General features: G+C 70.7%; 17 protein-coding genes. 7 read left to right on the top strand and 10 right to left on the bottom strand.

The window, feature by feature from the left end; all coding sequences use genetic code 11:
- Positions 1–229: 229 nt before the first annotated feature.
- The 3 genes from AB0B64_RS33405 to AB0B64_RS33395 all read right to left on the bottom strand — a co-directional run bounded on the left by AB0B64_RS33405 (position 230) and on the right by AB0B64_RS33395 (position 3,301).
- On the bottom strand, positions 230–643 hold the full coding sequence (locus AB0B64_RS33405) for a GNAT family N-acetyltransferase (RefSeq protein WP_358182162.1): 414 nt from the start codon (positions 641–643) through the stop codon (positions 230–232).
- Between the two features lie 29 nt (positions 644–672).
- A complete protein-coding gene (locus AB0B64_RS33400; RefSeq protein WP_357957976.1) occupies positions 673–1,203 on the bottom strand; it encodes a YbhB/YbcL family Raf kinase inhibitor-like protein in 531 nt (176 codons plus the stop codon).
- A gap of 97 nt (positions 1,204–1,300) precedes the next feature.
- The gene (locus AB0B64_RS33395; RefSeq protein ID WP_358182159.1) at positions 1,301–3,301 is read right to left on the bottom strand and encodes an AAA family ATPase; all 2,001 of its coding nucleotides are present in this window, start codon (positions 3,299–3,301) and stop codon (positions 1,301–1,303) included.
- Positions 3,302–3,455: 154 nt separating this feature from the next.
- Here AB0B64_RS33395 and AB0B64_RS33390 point away from each other — a divergent pair, with 154 nt between their 5' ends.
- Positions 3,456–3,749 carry a hypothetical protein gene (locus AB0B64_RS33390; protein WP_357957973.1) on the top strand — a complete coding sequence of 98 codons (294 nt, stop codon included), beginning with the start codon at positions 3,456–3,458 and terminating at the stop codon, positions 3,747–3,749.
- 211 nt (positions 3,750–3,960) lie between these two features.
- On the opposite strand, the gene AB0B64_RS33385 is transcribed toward AB0B64_RS33390, so the two are convergent.
- Both AB0B64_RS33385 and AB0B64_RS33380 read right to left on the bottom strand, forming a co-directional pair.
- Entirely contained in the window at positions 3,961–5,613 is a 1,653-nt protein-coding gene (locus AB0B64_RS33385) for a DNA repair helicase XPB (protein ID WP_357957971.1), read from the bottom strand.
- Positions 5,614–5,675: 62 nt separating this feature from the next.
- On the bottom strand, positions 5,676–6,038 hold the full coding sequence (locus AB0B64_RS33380) for a hypothetical protein (RefSeq protein WP_357957969.1): 363 nt from the start codon (positions 6,036–6,038) through the stop codon (positions 5,676–5,678).
- Between the two features lie 126 nt (positions 6,039–6,164).
- On the opposite strand from AB0B64_RS33380, the gene AB0B64_RS33375 reads away from it, so the two are divergent.
- Entirely contained in the window at positions 6,165–6,665 is a 501-nt protein-coding gene (locus AB0B64_RS33375) for a SigE family RNA polymerase sigma factor (RefSeq protein WP_357957967.1), read from the top strand.
- Between the two features lies 1 nt (position 6,666).
- On the top strand, positions 6,667–7,605 hold the full coding sequence (locus tag AB0B64_RS33370) for a hypothetical protein (protein ID WP_357957965.1): 939 nt from the start codon (positions 6,667–6,669) through the stop codon (positions 7,603–7,605).
- On the opposite strand, the gene AB0B64_RS33365 is transcribed toward AB0B64_RS33370, so the two are convergent.
- On the bottom strand, positions 7,602–9,080 hold the full coding sequence (locus AB0B64_RS33365; protein ID WP_357957963.1) for an AMP-binding protein: 1,479 nt from the start codon (positions 9,078–9,080) through the stop codon (positions 7,602–7,604). The genes AB0B64_RS33370 and AB0B64_RS33365 overlap by 4 nt on opposite strands.
- Positions 9,081–9,111: 31 nt before the next feature.
- Positions 9,112–11,445, bottom strand: a complete 2,334-nt coding sequence (locus tag AB0B64_RS33360; RefSeq protein ID WP_358182156.1) for a helicase-associated domain-containing protein — start codon at positions 11,443–11,445, stop codon at positions 9,112–9,114.
- Positions 11,446–11,489: 44 nt separating this feature from the next.
- On the opposite strand from AB0B64_RS33360, the gene AB0B64_RS33355 reads away from it, so the two are divergent.
- Positions 11,490–12,401, top strand: a complete 912-nt coding sequence (locus AB0B64_RS33355; protein ID WP_358182153.1) for a hypothetical protein — start codon at positions 11,490–11,492, stop codon at positions 12,399–12,401.
- On the opposite strand, the gene AB0B64_RS33350 is transcribed toward AB0B64_RS33355, so the two are convergent.
- Together AB0B64_RS33350 and AB0B64_RS33345 are read right to left on the bottom strand one after the other, a co-directional pair.
- Complete coding sequence (locus AB0B64_RS33350) at positions 12,394–13,011, bottom strand: TetR/AcrR family transcriptional regulator (RefSeq protein ID WP_225300763.1); 618 nt, start codon at positions 13,009–13,011, stop codon at positions 12,394–12,396. The two genes, AB0B64_RS33355 and AB0B64_RS33350, sit on opposite strands and share 8 nt — an antisense overlap.
- A 34-nt stretch (positions 13,012–13,045) precedes the next feature.
- Positions 13,046–13,483 carry a hypothetical protein gene (locus AB0B64_RS33345; protein ID WP_357957957.1) on the bottom strand — a complete coding sequence of 146 codons (438 nt, stop codon included), beginning with the start codon at positions 13,481–13,483 and terminating at the stop codon, positions 13,046–13,048.
- A gap of 100 nt (positions 13,484–13,583) precedes the next feature.
- Between AB0B64_RS33345 and AB0B64_RS33340 the strand changes: the two genes are divergently transcribed.
- Both AB0B64_RS33340 and AB0B64_RS33335 read left to right on the top strand, forming a co-directional pair.
- Entirely contained in the window at positions 13,584–14,204 is a 621-nt protein-coding gene (locus AB0B64_RS33340; protein ID WP_357957955.1) for an HAD hydrolase-like protein, read from the top strand.
- A gap of 91 nt (positions 14,205–14,295) precedes the next feature.
- Positions 14,296–14,691, top strand: coding sequence for a cold-shock protein (locus AB0B64_RS33335; RefSeq protein ID WP_357957953.1), 396 nt, complete (start codon positions 14,296–14,298; stop codon positions 14,689–14,691).
- Here AB0B64_RS33335 and AB0B64_RS33330 read toward each other — a convergent pair.
- Positions 14,688–16,340, bottom strand: coding sequence for an MFS transporter (locus tag AB0B64_RS33330; protein WP_358182150.1), 1,653 nt, complete (start codon positions 16,338–16,340; stop codon positions 14,688–14,690). The two genes, AB0B64_RS33335 and AB0B64_RS33330, sit on opposite strands and share 4 nt — an antisense overlap.
- Positions 16,341–16,716: 376 nt before the next feature.
- Between AB0B64_RS33330 and AB0B64_RS33325 the strand changes: the two genes are divergently transcribed.
- Positions 16,717–17,517: a DUF3027 domain-containing protein gene (locus AB0B64_RS33325; protein ID WP_357957949.1), complete on the top strand. Its 801-nt coding sequence runs from the start codon at positions 16,717–16,719 to the stop codon at positions 17,515–17,517.
- Positions 17,518–17,529: the final 12 nt, after the last annotated feature.

Here is a 17,529-nt window from a genome sequence, read left to right as displayed (position 1 = left end):
CTCGGCGCTGCAGAACGCCGCTTCCATCGCGGCGCTCTTCCTCACCACCGAGGCGGTCATCGCCGAGAAGCCCGAGAAGACCCCTGCCGCCCCCGCTGGCATGCCCGGCGGCGGAGACATGGACTTCTAGGTCTCCTCACCAGAGACTTCCAGGTCTCTTCTCACCAGACCGGCTCGGACGCACGTTGTCCGGGCCGGTCTGTTGTTGTGCGAAGAGCCGTACATATGATCATTTAAGGGGCTTGACCCAGCGAGACCACGTGGGCTGGCGTGCGTAGCCGGCGGCGGACCACGCCCCATGGGCGGAGACGTTGTCGTCCAGCACCATGGCGTCGGCGCGGAAGGCGCCGAAGGTGGCAAAGCGGGACTCGGCCGCGGCCAGGAGCGTGGTGGCGATGCCCTTACGGCGGTGGGACGGGTGGACGGCGAGGCGATAGAGGTGCGCGCGCCAGCCGTCCCAGCCCGCGATGAGCGTGCCCACCAGCTCCCCGTCGAGCTCGGCGAGGAGCAGGGCCTCCGGGTCGCGCTCGATCAGCGCCACCACCTTGTCGGGCGAGTCGCGCCGGTCGGTGCCCTCGGCGGCCAGGAGCCAGAAGTCGAGCACGGCGGGCACGTCGCCGAGCCCGCCGTGTCGTGTCTTCACCCCCGAAGCGGCTCCTGAATCGGCCGCCATCAGACGCCGAAGTGGGCGACGATGTGGCCGCGCGCGAGCGTGTTGGCGGTGATGTTGAAGCCGACCACCGCCGGGCTGGCGTCACTGTCGACGCCCAGCTCCGCAACACCCAGCGCGTGCACCGTGAAGACGTAGCGGTGCGGGTCGCCGGGCGGGGGAGCGGCGCCGCCGTAGTCCTTGCTGTTGTAGTCGTTGCGCGCGTGCGTGGCCCCCGCGGGCAGGCCCTTGAACTCAGGTGCGGTGCCGGCGCCGGTGGGCAGCTCGGAGACGGAGGCCGGAAGGTCGAAGAGCACCCAGTGCCAGAACCCGCTGCCCGTGGGCGCGTCGGGGTCGTAGCAGGTCACGGCGTAGCTCTGCGTCTCGGCCGGGGCGCCGGACCACTGGAGGTGGGGTGACAGGTTCTGGCCGGTCATGCCCCAGTCGTTGAAGACGTGCAGGTCCCCCAGCCTCTCCCCGTCCGCGATGTCGTCGCTCTGGACTGTGAGTGCGGGGACCGACGGCAGGTGTTCGTGTGGCAGCGGTGCGGGCACGGCGTCCTCCTTGGTAGAGATCCTCCACTACTCCAGCCATCCTAGGAGTGCGCCGGTTTCGGGAGACGACGTGCCCGCTCGCGGGTCCTTCAGGTGGTCAGGCGGACAGCTGGGCGGGCAGTGCCTTTCCGTGCAGGACGGTGAGCGAGGTGACCGCACGGGTGAGCACCACGTACAGCCTGGCCAGGCCGCGGGGCTCGGCCGCCACGATGTCGGCCGGCTCGACGACGATCACGTGGTCGTACTCCAGGCCCTTGGCCAGCGTCGCCGGGACGATCAGCAGCCGGTGCTCTTCGGTCGTGTCGGGGTCGAGCACGGCGTGGGCCAGCCCGTCGAGCTGCCCTGACACCTCCGCCACCAGGGCGTCGGGCACGATCACGCCGATCGAGCCCTCCCGGGCCATGGCCTCGCGCGCGGCGTCGGCGACCGCGCCGCCGGGGCGTACGCTCAGCGAGCCCACGCCGGGACGCAGCGACCGCGGCGGGGCCAGCGCCGGGGCGATCGACGGCAGCAGGCGGGCGGCGTAGTCGAGCACCTCGCGCGGCACGCGGAAGCCCAGCGTCAGCTCGGTGACCTCGCCCTCGTCCTGGCCCAGGTGCTTGAGGACGGTCTCCCACGAGCTGGTGGACCACGGCGTGGTGCCCTGGGCGAGGTCTCCGAGTACGGTCGCCGAGCCGTTGCGGCAGCGCCGGCCGAGCGCGCGCAGCTGCATCTCCGACAGGTCCTGCGCCTCGTCGACGACCAGGTGGCCGAGCGAGGGCGTGCGTTCGATCAGGTCGCCGAGCTCGTCGAGCAGCGCGGCGTCGGCCGCCGACCACTTGGCGGACTTCCAGCCTCGGTACGGTTTCTGCCATAGCAACATTCGCTGCTCGTCAGGCGACAAATCGGTTTTGGCGGCTTTTGCCAGGAACTCTGGGTCCGAGAGGAGCTTGAACAGGACCTGCTGCGGCACCAGTTTGGGCCAGACCGCGTCGACGAGCTGCTTGACCGGCTTGGACCTGGCCACGGCGTCCTGCACCCGGTCGTCGGGCGACTCCCCGCGCTGCTCCATGCGTACCAGCACCATGTGCGCGAGCCGCTGGGCCAGTGCCGCCCGGCCGGGCCCGTAGCGGGTGGTGCCGCGTAGCGAGGCGACGATCTCGCGTACCTCGTAGTCGGCCACCCGGAAGCGGTAGGCGCCCTTGCTGTAGACGACGCCCTCCTCCGGCTTCACGATGTGCAGCCACAACGCCCGCTCCAGCACGGCGGCCATGCGGGCGTCGCCCTTCAGCGCCGACACCATCGGATCCTCCGGCGTGGCGTGCTCGCCGAGCAGGCCCGCCACCGTGGTCTGGTCGACCTTGACCTCGCCGAGCGCGGGGAGCACGGAGGAGATGTAGGACAGGAACGCGCGGTTGGGGCCGACGATCATGACGCCCGACCTGGCCAGCCGCTCGCGGTGGGTGAACAGCAGGTACGCGGCCCGGTGCAGGCCGACGGCGGTCTTCCCGGTGCCCGGCGCCCCCTGTACGCAGACGGTCTGGGTGAGCGTGGCGCGGACGATCTCGTCCTGGTCCGGCTGGATCGTGGCGACGATGTCCCGCATCGGGCCGGTGCGCGGGCGCTCGATCTCCTCGGTCAGGATCTTCGACGGCCCGATGTCGCCGCCCTCGCCGAGCGGCTCGTCCTCGAACGCGGTCAGCATGCCGCCGTGATAGCCGAACCGGCGCCGCCGCGCGACGCTCATCGGATCGGCGGGGCTGGCCTGGTAGAACGCGCGGGACACCGGCGCGCGCCAGTCGATCACCAGCGGGCGGCTGCTGCCGTCGTGCACGTGGCGGCGGCCGACGTAGATCGTGGGGGGCAGGTCGTCGTCCGCCGAGCGGTCGAGGCGGCCGAAGAACAGCGGGGTGTCGGGGTGGTCGGCCAGCGCCGCCACCCGCTTGTCGAGCAGCGACTGCAGGATCTGCTGGGACACCCAGTCGCCGGCCGCGTCGGCCGACAGCGATTGGGCGTGCAGCCGCATGGCCTGGAGCGCGGCTCTCGACTCGGCCAGATGGGACTGCTCGGCCGCGAGCACGTCGGCGGGTATGTCGGGGGCCAGCTGGTGTGCGGGCATGCGAAAGTGCCTCCCTGGTCGAAGTAACGGAGGTGGTGTAGGTAGCGAATCGACCAGTTTAGTGGGGCGTCCGGCAGGCTTCCAAAGCATTTAGCCGGGGTAGAGAGGGACCGTGGCCCGCGTACGGTTTGTTTTCTCCCCGATCATCCCGACAGTGGCGAGTTTCCTGCTGGCGGCGCTGTGGGCATTGTCGGTGTTCGCGGGGTGGGGGCTGGAGGCGTTCTGCGCGGGGGGTGAGTCCGCGGCGGGCTGCTCGCAGCGGCTCGGCTCGGTCTCGACGCTGTCAGGGTTGTTCGCCGTGGTCGCCGCCTGCTGCACGGCCGGTGCCTGGCTGGTCCCTTCCGCAAGGAGCGACCCCCGCGTGTTCAGCCGGTTCATGGGCGTGGGTGTGGCCGCCTGGATCGCCGCCGAAGGGGTGCTCTTCCTGGGCGGCCTGCTCGCCAGATAACGACAACCTGCCAATAACCGAGAATTCGGGCATATCAGGTGCATTTGCCGGATCATGGGGGTATGTCGCTGGCTGATTGAGGGCGCACAGCGGCGTAGCACGCTGGTGAGGGGGGTGGTTCGATTGTCGACAGCCCGCGGAGTCTCGTGGACGTAACGACGTCGATGCCTGGCCGCTTGGAGGGTGAGCGGCCGGGCCTCGCCTCCTGGTGCTACACCCCGCCGTGCACGTCGTCGGCGTCGATGATCTGGTACGCGTAACCCTGCTCGGCCAGGAACCGCTGGCGGTGCGCCGCGAACTCCTGGTCGACCGTGTCCCTGCTGACCACCGTGTAGAAGCGGGCGCCGCCGCCGTCGGCCTTGGGCCGCAGCACCCGGCCGAGCCGCTGCGCCTCCTCCTGGCGTGACCCGAACGTGCCGGACACCTGGATGGCCACGGCCGCCTCGGGCAGGTCGATGGAGAAGTTCGCCACCTTGGACACGACCAGGACCTGGATCTCCTTGTCGCGGAAGGCCTGGTAGAGCCGCTCGCGCTCCTTGACCCTGGTCTCGCCCTTGATCACCGGAGCGTTGAGGTGCTCGCCCAGCTCGTCCAGCTGGTCGATGTACTGGCCGATGACCAGCACCTGCTCGCCCAGGTGCCGGCGGACCAGCGCCTCGGTCACGTGGGTCTTGGACGGCGTGGTGGCGCAGAAGCGGTAGCGCTCCTCGGACTCGGCCATCGCGTACGCCAGCCGCTCCTCGTCCGTCAGCGTGACCCGGACCTCCACGCAGTCGGCGGGGGCGATCCAGCCCTGGTTCTCCATCTCCTTCCAGGGCGCGTCGTAGCGCTTGGGACCGATCAGCGAGAACACGTCGCCCTCGCGGCCGTCCTCGCGCACCAGCGTCGCGGTCAGCCCGACGCGCCTGCGGGCCTGCAGGTCGGCGGTCATCCGGAAGATCGGCGCGGGCAGCAGGTGCACCTCGTCGTAGACGACCAGGCCCCAGTCGCGCGCGTCGAACAGCTCCAGGTGGCTGTAGACGCCCTTTCGCCGGGTGGTCATCACCTGGTAGGTGGCGATGGTGACCGGGCGGATCTCCTTCTTGCTGCCGGAGTATTCGCCGATCTCGTCCTCGGTCAGCGTGGTGCGCTTGAGCAGCTCCTGCTTCCACTGGTGCGCGCTCACCGTGTTGGTGACCAGGATCAGCGTGGTGGCCTGGGCGTGCGCCATCGCGGCCGCGCCGACGATGGTCTTGCCGGCGCCACAGGGCAGCACGACCACGCCGGAGCCGCCGTGCCAGAAGGCGTCGGCCGCGTCCTGCTGGTAGGGCCGCAGGCTCCAGCCGTCCTGCAACAGCTCGATCTTGTGGTGCTCGCCGTCGACGTAGCCCGCGAGGTCTTCAGCGGGCCAGCCCAGCTTGAGCAGCGCCTGCTTGACGTTGCCGCGGTCGCTCGGGTGCACGGCCACGGAGTCGTCGCTGAGCCGTTCGCCCAGCATGGGCTGGATCTTCTTGGACCGCAGCACCTCTTCGAGCACGGCCCGGTCGGTGGAGGTCAGGATCAGCCCGTTGGTCGGGTCCTTCTCCAGCTTGAGCCGGCCGTATCTGGCCATGGTCTCGGCGATGTCCACGAGCAGCGCGTGGGGCACCGGATAGCGGCTGAAACTGATCAGCGCGTCGATGACCTGCTCGGCGTCGTGCCCGGCCGCGCGCGCGTTCCACAGCGCCAGCGGGGTGACGCGGTAGGTGTGCACGTGTTCGGGGGCGCGCTCGAGCTCGGCGAACGGCGCGATGGCCTTGCGGCACTCGCCCGCGTTCTCATGATCGACTTCGAGGAGCAGCGTCTTGTCCGACTGGACGATGAGCGGGCCGTCGTTCACGGACATCCCTTCTACGGTTGACGCCTATCCAACACATCAGACGGCAAGAACAGTCCCCGAACAGGTAATCAGTCGTCGAGGTAGCCGTTGAGGCCGAGGAAGAGGAAGATGCCGAGGTTCAGCGCGAGGCCCACCCCGAACAGTGTCCAGCACCATACGAGCAGGCTCTTGGCACTGGCGGGCTGCGTGCTCGACCGGCCGAGCGCCATGCCCGCCAGAATGGCGCCAGGGATCGCGAAGATGTTGCAACAGCCGACGATCGAGAGCAGATTGAGCACCAGCGCGACGATGGCGGTGGCCTTCGGCCCCTCGGACGGCCGAGGTGGCGGGGGATAGCCGTAGCCATAACCGTGCTGTGGCGGCGGCTGCTGGCCGTAGGGTGCGCCGTAGGGCTGGTACGGATATTCGCCCGATGGGCCTTCTTGGCTCATGCCACCTCCTGACAGGTCAACATTTATCACGGAATGGCCACGCGCCCTGCCGGGTCTGCTGTCTCGCCATAGATCTGGACCCTCTCACACGTCTTTAGAGATCGAGACCCAGAGCAGGGAGGCGAGTTGCACCCGGACGACCTACGAGTCTTCACGGCGTTCGTCACGACGCGATCGGACAGCCTCATGCGCCTGGCGTACGTGCTCACCGGCGACCAGCACGCCGCGGAGGATCTACTCCAGAGCGCGCTGGCCAGAACCGCGGACCGATGGCGGAGCATCAGGGGCGATCCGGAGGCGTACGTCCGCCGGGTCATGTACCACGAGCAGGTCGGCCGGTGGCGTAGCCCGCGCTGGGGGCGCGAGCGCGTGGTCGAGACGCTGCCCGAGCGGATCGCGGGCGACGGCACCGCGCGGGTCGACGACCGGCTCACGCTCGAACAGGCCCTGCGCCGGCTGCCCGCCAAGAAGCGGGCCGTGCTGGTCCTGCGCTACTTCGAGGATCTGCCGGAGTCCGACGTCGCCAGGATCATGGGGTGCTCGATCGGCACCGTACGCAGCCAGACCCACCAGGCCGTGAAGCGGCTGCGCGAACTGGTGGGCGAGACAGTCCGTCTGGAGGCCTGAGATGACAGTCGACGAACGCGCGGTCACCGAGGCCCTGAGCAGGCTGGCCGACCGGGCACGGCCCGTGGATCCCGAGCTGCTTCTGTCACGTGCCCTACGGAGGCGGGCACGGCTGAAGTGGCCGAGATGGGGGCTGGCCCTGGCGGCGGCGGCCTGTGTGGTGGCCATCGGGGTGGTGGCGCTGCAAGCGCGCGAAAAGCTGGCGATCTCCCCCGCGAGCCCACCGACGGCGAGCACACAACCCACGGCCGACATGGTGCCCACGGCGAGTTCGACGCGGTCCACGACGGACCCGCCCGCCACCGCGTACGTCCGGGACATCCCCGGCCTGCCACGGAACACGATCGCGCAGTTCGCGACCGTGGAGGACTGCATGCCCAAGGGCAGCCCGGTGCACAACATGGACGGCGACCGGCGGCTGCCCAAGTACGGGACCGTCAAGGATTACCGCTGGCTCGTGGAGGCAAAGGACAAACTGGGCGTGACGCGGCTGGTCGGCAGCCGCAAGGGATTCGTGCTGTGCACGCCGGCCATCCGGCTGGTCAGCTACCCGACGGACCCGATCTTCTCCTACTGGGGTGCCGACCCGCCCGGCAAGCTGGCCCTGCGCGGGGCGCTCAGCGTCGACGCCTACAGCATCCAGATGCAGTCGGAGATCAACCCGGGCCTGGACCGCGACCCGTCCTTCCTGGTGGTGGCCGGCCGGGTCGCTCCGGCGGTGACCCGGGTGGAGGTCGAGTGGCCGGATGGGCGGAAGATGACGGCCAACGTACGGAACGGCTTCTACATCGGCCGATCGCGGGTGTACGCCGACAAGAAGGGTTCCATCCGCCCGGCCGCGCTGAGCAAGGTGACCGCCTATGACTCCGGCGGGCAGGCGCTGGGCGAGCTCAAGAACATCAAGTGGGGCCCCCTGGGAGCCATCGACGAGGACGACTAGCCGAGCCTCGACCGCAGCGCCTTACGGTCGAGCTTGAGCACGCTCGTGACCGGGATCGAGTCGACGAACCGCACTTCGCGGGGATACTTCACCCGGCCGACCCGGTCACGAGCCCAGGTCATCAGCTCCTCGGCGGTGGCCGTGCCGCCCGGCTTGAGCTGGACGAAGGCCACGACCTCCTCGCCGACCCGCGGGTCCGGACGGCCCACGACGCCGGACATCACCACGTCGGGGTGCTCGTTGAGCGCGTCCTCGACGTCGCGCGGGAAGACGTTGAACCCGCCACGGATGATGAGGTCCTTCTTCCGGTCGACGATGTACAGATAGCCGTCGTCGTCCACGCAGCCGATGTCGCCGGTACGCAGCTCACCTTCGACCAGCGCGGTGCCCGTGGGGTCCGCGGGGTGCTCGCCCCAGTAGCCGAGCATCAGCGAGTCGCCGCTGACGCAAATCTCCCCGACGTCGCCCGGCTCGGCCTGGTCGCCGGAGGAGTCGCGGATCGTGATCGTGTAGCCGGCCAGCGGCAGCCCCACGCTGCCGATCCGGCGCCGCCCCGGCGGGTTGAACGTGGTCACGGCGCTGGTCTCGGTCATCCCGTAGCCTTCGAGGACCTGTACACCGGGCATCCGGCGCTCGAACTCCTCCAGCGTCTCCCGGCCGAGCGGCGCCGCGCCACAGGTGAGGAAGGCCAGGTCGGGCAGGGGGTGGGCCTCCAGCGGCTCGGCCAGGAGCATCTGGAGCATGGCGGGCACGACCGTTCCGTACTGGGCGCGCTGCGCGGCGGCCAACTCGAGGAAGGCTTTCGGGTCGAACCAGCGCATCAGCACCGCCTGCTGCGGCTCCGTGGCGTGCATCCCGGCGACCGTGATGATCAGCCCGTACGAGTGGGAGAGGGGCACCGGCACTATTGCGCGATTTTTCCCGTCTTGGTGGGACATTTCGTAGGCGTCCTTGGCCACCTGCCAGAGCCCGCGATGGCTCAGCATGACGCCCTTGGCCATGCCGGTCGTGCCTCCGGTGTACATGAGAGCCGCCAGATCGGTGGCGTCCCGCCCGACAGGTCCCCGCTCGGTCGCCCGCTCCAGCTCCCCCGTGTCCACAAATATCGGGATCTTGGGCTCGGCGGCCTGGACCGTCTCCACCAGCTCGGGCGAGGTGATGAGGGCGGTGGCGCCGCTGTCGTCCAGGATGTGCCGCAACTCCGCCGGTCCCACCAGGAACACCACGGGCGTCACCACCGCACCGGCCGCCCAGATCGCCTCGTAGATCAGACCGACCTCGGGTGAGTTCGCCATCATCACCACGACCCGGTCGCCGGGGCGTACCCCCGCCTCGACCAGCCCGCCGCAGACCTTGCGAGCCCGCTCGGCCAGCGCGTGGGCGCGGTGCCAGACCCCCTCGTAGTGGACCGCGTCGAAGTCGTCGAACCTGCTCCAAGACTCCTCGGCCAACCGGCCCAACGTCAGCTCGCTCACGGTCCCAACCTCGCCTGATCATCGCCGGGCGTCAAGACAGGTCGGAGACCCCGGTTATGCGATGGAGCGCGAAGCGGTGGACGGCCGCCCTGGTCTCGTCGTACGCCGTGAGGTAACCGCCCTCCATCCGCGCCGGCTCCAGGATGCGCGAGGTGGCGTTGCCCTGGGAGTCGAGGTAGCCGATCCACACGCGTACGCCCTGCCTGATGGCCTCCTGCAGCGCGGAGATCGTGGCGGTCGCCGGGCCGCGCGGGATCTGGCCGCTGGGGGCGTCGGCGGGCTCGCGCCGCGTCAGATGGGCCGCGTCGCCCGCTCGCAGCGCGCGTACGGCGGCGGCCGTGACCTCGGGGTCGAGGCCGTTGGGCGAGGGTACGGACCGGGCCGGCGGCAGGCCCTCGGTGCGCCTCCTGTCGAGCTCGGAGATGATCACGTCGCCGTCGAGCGACTCGGCCACCGGGGCGTACCCCATCGCACGCAGCGCGTCGACCAGCGCGGCCCGCGAGGAGCGGGAGGCGATGACCGTGGGAGCCAGCCGGCGCAGGCGCAGCGCGGCGGCGCGCCGGTCGGCCGTGATCTGGTCGAGCAGGGCCGGGTCGTCGCAGCGGATGTAGGCACTGGCGGTACCGACCCTGATGCGCCCGTGCCGGCGGGCCACGTCGGCGATCAGGTAGGACAGCGCCTGCGGGACCGGCGTCGCCGAATGGCGCTCCAGCATGGCCAGGAGCTCCTCGGCCCCCTGGCCCGCGTCGAGCGCGCGGCGGACCGAGCCCTCGCCGAACCGGTAGACGGTCGCGCCCCCCTTGGACTCGATGTCGGCGGCCAGCGTCATCCAGCGGTTCAGCTCGCTGGTGAGCGGTCCTGGCGCGACGGCGGTCAGGTCCGCTTGGAGCAGCACATGATCGACCGGCTCGGGCAGCAGCGGGGCCAGCACCGAGGCGGTGTCCTCGCCGGACAGCAGCGCCCGGCCGTGCCCCGACAGCACGCCGAGCCCGGTGACGCCGACCTGCTCGGCCTCCCGCAGCGCGAACTCCGTCAGCTGCTCACGCAGCGGCCCCCGGCGGCGCGGCTGCTCCCACGCCAGCCGGTCGAACACGGACTCGCGCGTGGGCGCCAGGCCGGGCGCCGACGCGAGCACGCCCAGCGCCGCCGACCGCACACCCGGCGCGGACGAGCGGCGTAGCTCGGTGTGCAGCGCGTTGAGCGGCCGGTCCCGGTCGTCACGCTCGCCGACCAGGCCGGGGACGCGATCGGTGTGCAGCCAGGTGACCGCCAGCGCGGCCCACCGGTCGGCGGTCGGCCGGACTCGCCACAGGTCGTAGCCGGTGGTGGGCAGCCACTCGCCGTCGACGTTGCCGCCCGCCGCGATCAGCCCGGCCGCGTGCGCGACCTCCACGGTCAGCGCGGCGGCCCACTCGGGCACGTCCAGCTCGGTCGCGGTGCGCTTCAGATCCCGTACGCCCAGGCCGCCGGTACGCAGCACGCCCGGTGGTTCGGCGCTCCACCGCTCGCACAGCTCCTCGACCGTCCGCACGAACGTGAACGCCTGCCCCGCCGCCGTCCGGTCGGCCAGCTTCTGGTCCCGCGCGGCACCCTCCAGAGCGGGGGGTACGGCGTACAGATCCCGGTGTACGAGGCCATTACGCAGATAGAGGCCCACCTCCCGAGGCAGGGCCACGGTCTCCTCACCCGTCGCCGCCAGCAGGCCGCGGGCGAGCAGCTGATCGATGGGCGATCGGGCGGAGGCGACCCGCACCTCACGTCTGGCGTTGGGCACCCGGCCCGTCGCAGGCCCCCAGGTCAGCTGGTCGAGCGCGGCCCTGGCCTCGGGCGAGACCTCCTCGATCAGCTTTCCGGGCCGGGCGAGGGCGGCGGCCAGGCGTTCCTTGCCCGAGCCCGTGGTGCCCGGCGCGATGTCGTCGGCCATCTCGGCCAGCTGCTCGGGCGCGTGGTGCCGGAACGCCTCCACCGCCGGGGGACCGAGCCCCGCCGGGTCGTCGAGCACCTTCCGCACGCCGGGGGCCAGAGCGAGGGCGCTGTCGGGGCCGTAGACGAGGGCCAGGTCGCGCAGGTGGTCGATCGCCGCCGACAGCGCGGGCTCCGGCTTGCCCGCCGCCAGCGCCCCGCCGACGAGCGTGCGCAGGGCCGCCTTCGTGCTGGGCTCCGGTCGTACGGCCAGCGTTTCGAGCACGGCGAGCGTGAAGCGGTCGAGCCGGTCGAGCGCGCGGCCGATCGCCGAAGGGCTGCCCGCGCGTACGGCGAGGCCTTCCAGATGTGCGGGCACCGGAGTGATCAGCTCGGGGCGCGCCGAGACGAGCGCCCGCAGCTGTTCGTCGGTGCGCCCCCTGATCCACTCCGTGAACTCCATCGTTGCCATGGTATGTCCACCCTGATTGGGGCAGCATGGCTCACGTGATTGAGCGAGCGGACCAGCTCATACTCAACTACGTCAGCGCGGCCGCCGACGCGGCTCATGGCGTGCTCAGATCCGACCAGCGGCTCGACTTCGCCAAGCGGCTGCGGGCCAGGATCGAGGTCGAACGGCAGGGCAGCCAGAACCCACGCCAGGTGGTCAAGGTGCTCGCCCGGTTCGGCGACCCGGTGGCGCTGGTCGAACGCGAGGCCCGCAGGCTGGCCGAGGCGGGGCCGGACGGCGCGCCCGGTGCCCCGGCCGGACCCCGGCCCGGAACGGCGCCCACCGCCGCGCCCGGGGCCGCACGGGGAACCGTGACGCCGGGTGCCGTGGCCAAGGCGGAACGGGTCGCGGGGGCGGGCGGGGCGACGCCGTTCTTCCCCAAGATCGTCGACGACGTGGCGCCTGCGGGAGCCCAGCTGGGCCGGCGCCTCGCGGAGGACCATCTGGCCCCGCGGCCCCTGCGCGGGCTGCCGTTCGCGCGGCTGCGGCAGGCGGCCATGTCCAGTGCGAACCCGATGGCCACCCGTGGACGGGACGCCGGCACCATCGTCAAGGAGTACCCGCGCGAGACCGCGGCGATGGTGGTCCTGGTGCTGGCCGCGCTGCTCGTCCCGGTCGGCCTGCCGGCCGTCGCGATCTTCCGGGTGCCGGTGCTGGTGTGGGCGTTTGGGGCGCTGCTGGTGGCGTTCTCGGAGGGCTGGGTGCTGCGTGACCGGCTGATCGGGATCGGTGCGCCCCTGGTCGGCTACACGCTCGGCGGCGCGCTCGTCGGTGGTCTGCGGGTGGGCGCGGAGCCGGGGGTGCAGGCGTTCGTGGTGCAGTTCTTCGACGTCAGCGGTGTGATGTTCATGATCGGCACGGCGCTGGGCGTGGTCTGGCTGGCTTACCGGCTGGTGGAGGTCAACTGACGGGGGCGGGGCTCGGTAGGAGGCCCACGGCCAGGCGTACCCAGGCGGTGACGAACTGGTCCTTCTCCGCGTGCCCCGGCGACTCGCCGACCGTCTCCTGGAACAGCCGGTAGTGCACCACGGAGCCGCCGAGCACCGCCGCGATGCCGTTCCAGTCGACCTTGGCGTCCTCGTATTCGGGCTGGGCGCGGAACCAGGTCGTGATGGCGTCGAACATGGGCTGCAGCAGCCCTTCGCGCACCACCGCCACCAGTTCGGGGAACTGGCTCAGGTCCCGGAAGAACACCCGGGTCAGCTCCGACTCCTCGCGTACCTTGGCCAGCCCCGCGCGGCACAGGTGCGACAGCCGCATCTCCAGGTCGGCCGAGGTCTCCATGTCGCCCAGCTGGGCCAGGCTCTCGGCCACCTGCGTACGGGTACGCGCGGCATGTTCGTTGATCGCCGCGGCGAGCACCTCATACTTCGACTTGAAGTGCCGATAGAGCCCTCCGGCGCCCGGGGAGAGCCCTGAGGCGGCCTCGATCTCGGCCACCGAAGTGGCGGAGTAGCCCCGCTCCGCGAAGAGCCGCAGGGCCTCGTCGATGATCCGCTCACGCGTCGATCTGGTCATTCTGTCCTGATACCTCCGTGATGGAGCGTAGCCGTCACGGCGCGGCGCGCCGGATCAACCCCGCGACGACCGAGCCGACGATCAGCCAGACCAGCGCCGCGAGCCCGTAGTTGACCAGCGTCGTCCACCGTACGTCGGCGAGCTGGAACAGGTTGGCCAGGCCCACCGACAGCGGCGAGGCGAGCGATTCGACGAACTGGTACCAAATGTTGGCCGGGTTGGCCCGGAACACCGTGAAGATCGCGTACAGCACCAGGATCAGCGCGGCCAGCCGGGACGCCAGCCGGACGGCCGCGGCCAGGAACGCCACCACGCCCCGCCACACCCTGACCGGTCCGGTCACCGGCTGGGGCAGCGCGGGTCGGTGCGGCCGGGGCGAGATGTTCCGGGTGGGCTGTTCGGGCGGGCTGGGCCGGTTGGCGGCGGCGACCAGCCGGTCTCCCGCTTCCGGCGGTTTGGGGGGCTCGGTCACGGCCACTCCTCCCGATAAGTAATTCCTTTCTTCCCACTCTCACGGTCCCACAACAAGGGCCGTTACCCGTAATGCGGACGCGTTTGGCATCCTTCACCTTGTGCGGACATCGGTGGGTTTCGACCTGGACATGACATTGGCGGACACACGGTCGGGGATCGCGGCCGTCTACGACGAGCTTTCGGCGCGCCTCGGCGTGGTCATCGACAGCAAGGCGATCATCACCAGGCTCGGCCCGCCGCTCGAGCAGGAGTTGGCGAACTGGCTGCCGCTGGAGGCGATCCCGGAAGCCGTGATCCTGTTCAGGGAGATCTATCCGGAGCTGGGTGTGCCCGTGCACACGGCCATGGCCGGAGCGATGGAGGCCGTCGAGGCCGTACGCGCGCAAGGGGGCAGGATCATCGTCGTGACCGGCAAGAACCCGCGCGACGCGGCCAGCACCGTGAAGGCGCTCGGGCTCGCCGTGGACGAGGTGGTCGGGTCGGTCTTCGGGGCGGCCAAGGGTACGGCACTCGCGCGCTTCGGCGCCGGAGCCTATGTTGGTGACCATGTGGCGGACATCGAGGCCGCGCGGGCCGGGGGAGCCGTCAGCGTGACGGTCGCGACCGGCCCTTACACGCTGGACGAACTACGTGATCACGGAGCCGATGTGGCGCTTGGCGACCTGACGGAATTCGCCGACTGGTTCGCCGGATGGCGTTCGAGTGGGCAACTCCGGTAAATGCCGGGAATTTTCCTGGTCGCCCCGGAGCCTCGCGGGGCATAACCTACATCCATTCGCCTTTTACGACTGTTTGAACGAGGTTCCTCCTGTGCCGAGTGGCAAGGTCAAGTGGTACGACGCCGACAAGGGTTTCGGCTTCCTCACCCGCGACGACGGTGGTGAGGTCTTCGTGCATTCCTCCGCGCTACCCACAGGTGCCGGCCCGCTCAAGCCCGGCCAGAAGGTCGAGTTCGGCGTGGCCGAGGGACGACGCGGCCAGCAGGCCCTGTCGGTGCGGATCCTCGAGCAGCCGCCGACGCTGGCCAAGACGAAGCCCAAGGCCAAGCGTAAGAAGCCGGACGAACTCGTCGTCATCGTGGAGGACCTGATCAAGCTCCTCGACGACGTCTCGACTTCCTACCAGCGGGGCAAGCACCCTGACGCGGCGCACGCGAAGAAGATCGCGCAGGTGCTCAGAGCGGTGGCGGACGACCTCGACGCCTAGCCGTTGGGGTTCGTCAGCGGCTTGGTCGTGTCGAGGTTGTCGACGCGCTGATCCCGCCGGTCGGCGCGTCGATCCTCCGTGTCCCAGGCATCTCGGTCCTCGTGGTCTGCGTGGCCTGCTCGATCCGCTTGGCCCGCTTGATCTGTTGGGTGCGCTCGATCCGTTTGGCTGGCTTGATCCGCGACCTGGAGTCCGCGTGTCGTGGCGCGGATCCGCTTGCGGCGGCGCACGATCAGCCAGCCGAACGTGCCGGTCAGCGCCACGGCCAGCGTGATCAGCCCGGCCGCGCTGCTCTCGGCCAGCGACAGCAGCAGCCCGATCAGCCCGCCGAACACCCAGGCGAGCTGCAACACCGCCTCGACCACCCCGAACGTGGACGAGCGCACCTCCTCGCCGATCTCCCGCTGCACGATCGCGTCGAGGGCGAGCTTGCCGAGCTCCTGCGCGAACGCGGTGACGAGTGAGATCGCGACCGCGGTCCAGAGGCCGAAGAACACCGCCGTGGCGATCGTGGTCGCGCCGGTCACGGCCAGCGTCAACAGCGTGATGAGGTGCGGCGAGTGGTTGCGGGTCCAGTTCGCGACCACCGCGCCGACCAGGCCGCCCAGCCCGGCCGCGGCCGCGAGCAGCGCGATCGTCTTCGGGATGTCGAAGAACGGGTCGGGTGCGGCCAGCCACGGCACGCCCTTGTCCTGCACCAGGAACAGCATGAAGAACAGCAGGAAGCCGGAGAACAGGCGGATGGCCACGTTCGCCCAGACCGCCTCGGCCACCGTCGGGCCCACGTTCAGGAGGGTCCGCCAGCGGAGCGGCCTGCCCTCCTCCTCTTCCAGCTCGGGCGAGTCGACGTGGCGCGGCAGCCGTACGGCGAGGACACCGATCAGGAGGAAGGCGACCATCGCCGTACGCAGCACCGCGGCGCTGCCCAGCCACGCGGTCAGGCCCGCGGCGACCGGCACCATCACGCCCGCTGAGATCAGCGAGAACAGCGCCACCCTGGCGTTGGCCGAGACCAGCGTGATGTCGGCGGGCAGCACGCTCGGCATGATCGCCGCGCGTGACACGTTGTACGCCTTGGACAGCACCAGTACGCCCAACGCCCCGACGAACAACGTCGGCAGATCGCCGGGCCCCACGGCGGCGGCCATCGCGAAGCACAGCAGGCCGCGGCCGAACAGCGTGCCCGCCATGACATAGCGGCGGCCCGACCTGAACCGGTCGAGGATCGGCCCCACGAACGGCGCCAGCAGGGCGAACGGCAGCATCGTGATGACCAGGTAGAGCGCCACGGGCCCACGGGCCTCGCCGACGGGCACACCGAAGAAGACGGTGCTCGCCAGCGCGACCGTGACCAGCGCGTCGCCGCCGCTGTGACCGGCGGTGAGCTCGATCAGCCGGCCCAGCCCGGTGCGGTCGGCGCCGTTGGCGTGGGTGAGACGGCGGGTCGCCTTTCCGACCTTCTGCGCGCCCCTGCCGACCTTCTGCGCCCCTCTGGCCGTGGCCTTGCCCGCCCGCGCCGTGCCGCCTGCGGTCGCCTTCCCCGCCCGCAGGGTGGCCCGGCCCGCGCGCGCGGTGGCGCGGCCCGCGCCGGCGACGCCTCGCCCCACGCGCCGCGTGACCTCACGAGCCGTGTCCCAGCCTCCTTGCACGCTTACCAGTCTTACCCGATCCCCGCTCACAAACGGCGACGGATCGCCCGGGGATGGGCCCAACACTGTGTCGCCAGTTGATCGGGGAGGGGCGGTGTGGGCCTCTTAAGGTCCGGTGCCAGTGGGTCCGGTGTGGGCGGTGTGGGCTCCTTCAGGTCCGGTGCGCGTTCTCCCCGATCGTCGGCCGCCCACGGTGGTGGGTTTGTTCGGGGTCGGGTCTGTTGGTGTGTCGTGAGGGGTCCGGGATTGGGGGTGTGGCACGTCTTCAGGTTCCGGTGCCAGTGGGTCCGGGATGGGCGGTGTGGGCACCTTCAGGTCCGGTCATGGGTGAGAATGAAAGTGTGAGCGAACAGCACCTTGCGGCGGAGGCGGACAGATGACCCGCACCCGGACCCGCGTCTCCCCGCCCGACCAGGCGTGCGTCGCCGCGGTGGACTTGGCGCGCGCCGCCGCGGAGGAGCTCGCGCGGCCGGGCGAGCCGGGTGAGCACCTCGGTTACGAGGGCGAGGGCGACCGCATCGTCACCCATTACTTCGCCTGTCTCGACCGGGCCTACCGCGGCTGGCGCTGGGCCGTCACCGTGACCCGCGCCTCACGGGCCAAGAACGTCACGGTGAGCGAAGCCGTCCTGCTGCCGGGCTCGGGGGCGTTGCTCGCGCCCGAGTGGCTGCCCTGGAGCGAGCGTCTGCGCCCCGGCGATCTGGGCGTCGGTGACCTGCTGCCGACCTCCGAGGACGACGACCGGCTGGAGCCAGGTTTCGTCAAGACCGACGACGAGACCGACCATCAGACGATTTTCGAGTACGGCCTGGGCCGGGCCCGTGTGCTCTCGGCCATCGGCAAGGACCGCGCTGCCAGACGCTGGCACTCGGGCGAGCACGGGCCGCATACGCCGATCGCACACGCCGCTCCCGCGCAGTGCTCCACCTGTGGTTTCTACTGGCCACTCGCGGGTGGGCTCCGGCAGGTGTTCGGGGTCTGCGCCAATGAGTACGCCCCCGACGACGGCAAGGTGGTCGCCGCCGATCACGGCTGCGGGGCTCACTCGGAGGCCGCGGTCATGCCGCCGTCCGCCGAGCAGGCCATGCCCATCCTCGACGACATGGGCTTCGACCTGATGGAAGAGGAGGCCGGATCCGTCGACGGCACGGCCACCGAGGAGCTCGGCCACTCCTGACCGCGAATGTCG

This window comes from Nonomuraea sp. NPDC049129, from assembly GCF_040648495.1.
Classification (GTDB): domain Bacteria; phylum Actinomycetota; class Actinomycetes; order Streptosporangiales; family Streptosporangiaceae; genus Nonomuraea.
The sequence above is the reverse complement of the archived record's forward strand: the minus strand, read 5'-3'. Positions and strand labels throughout refer to the sequence as shown.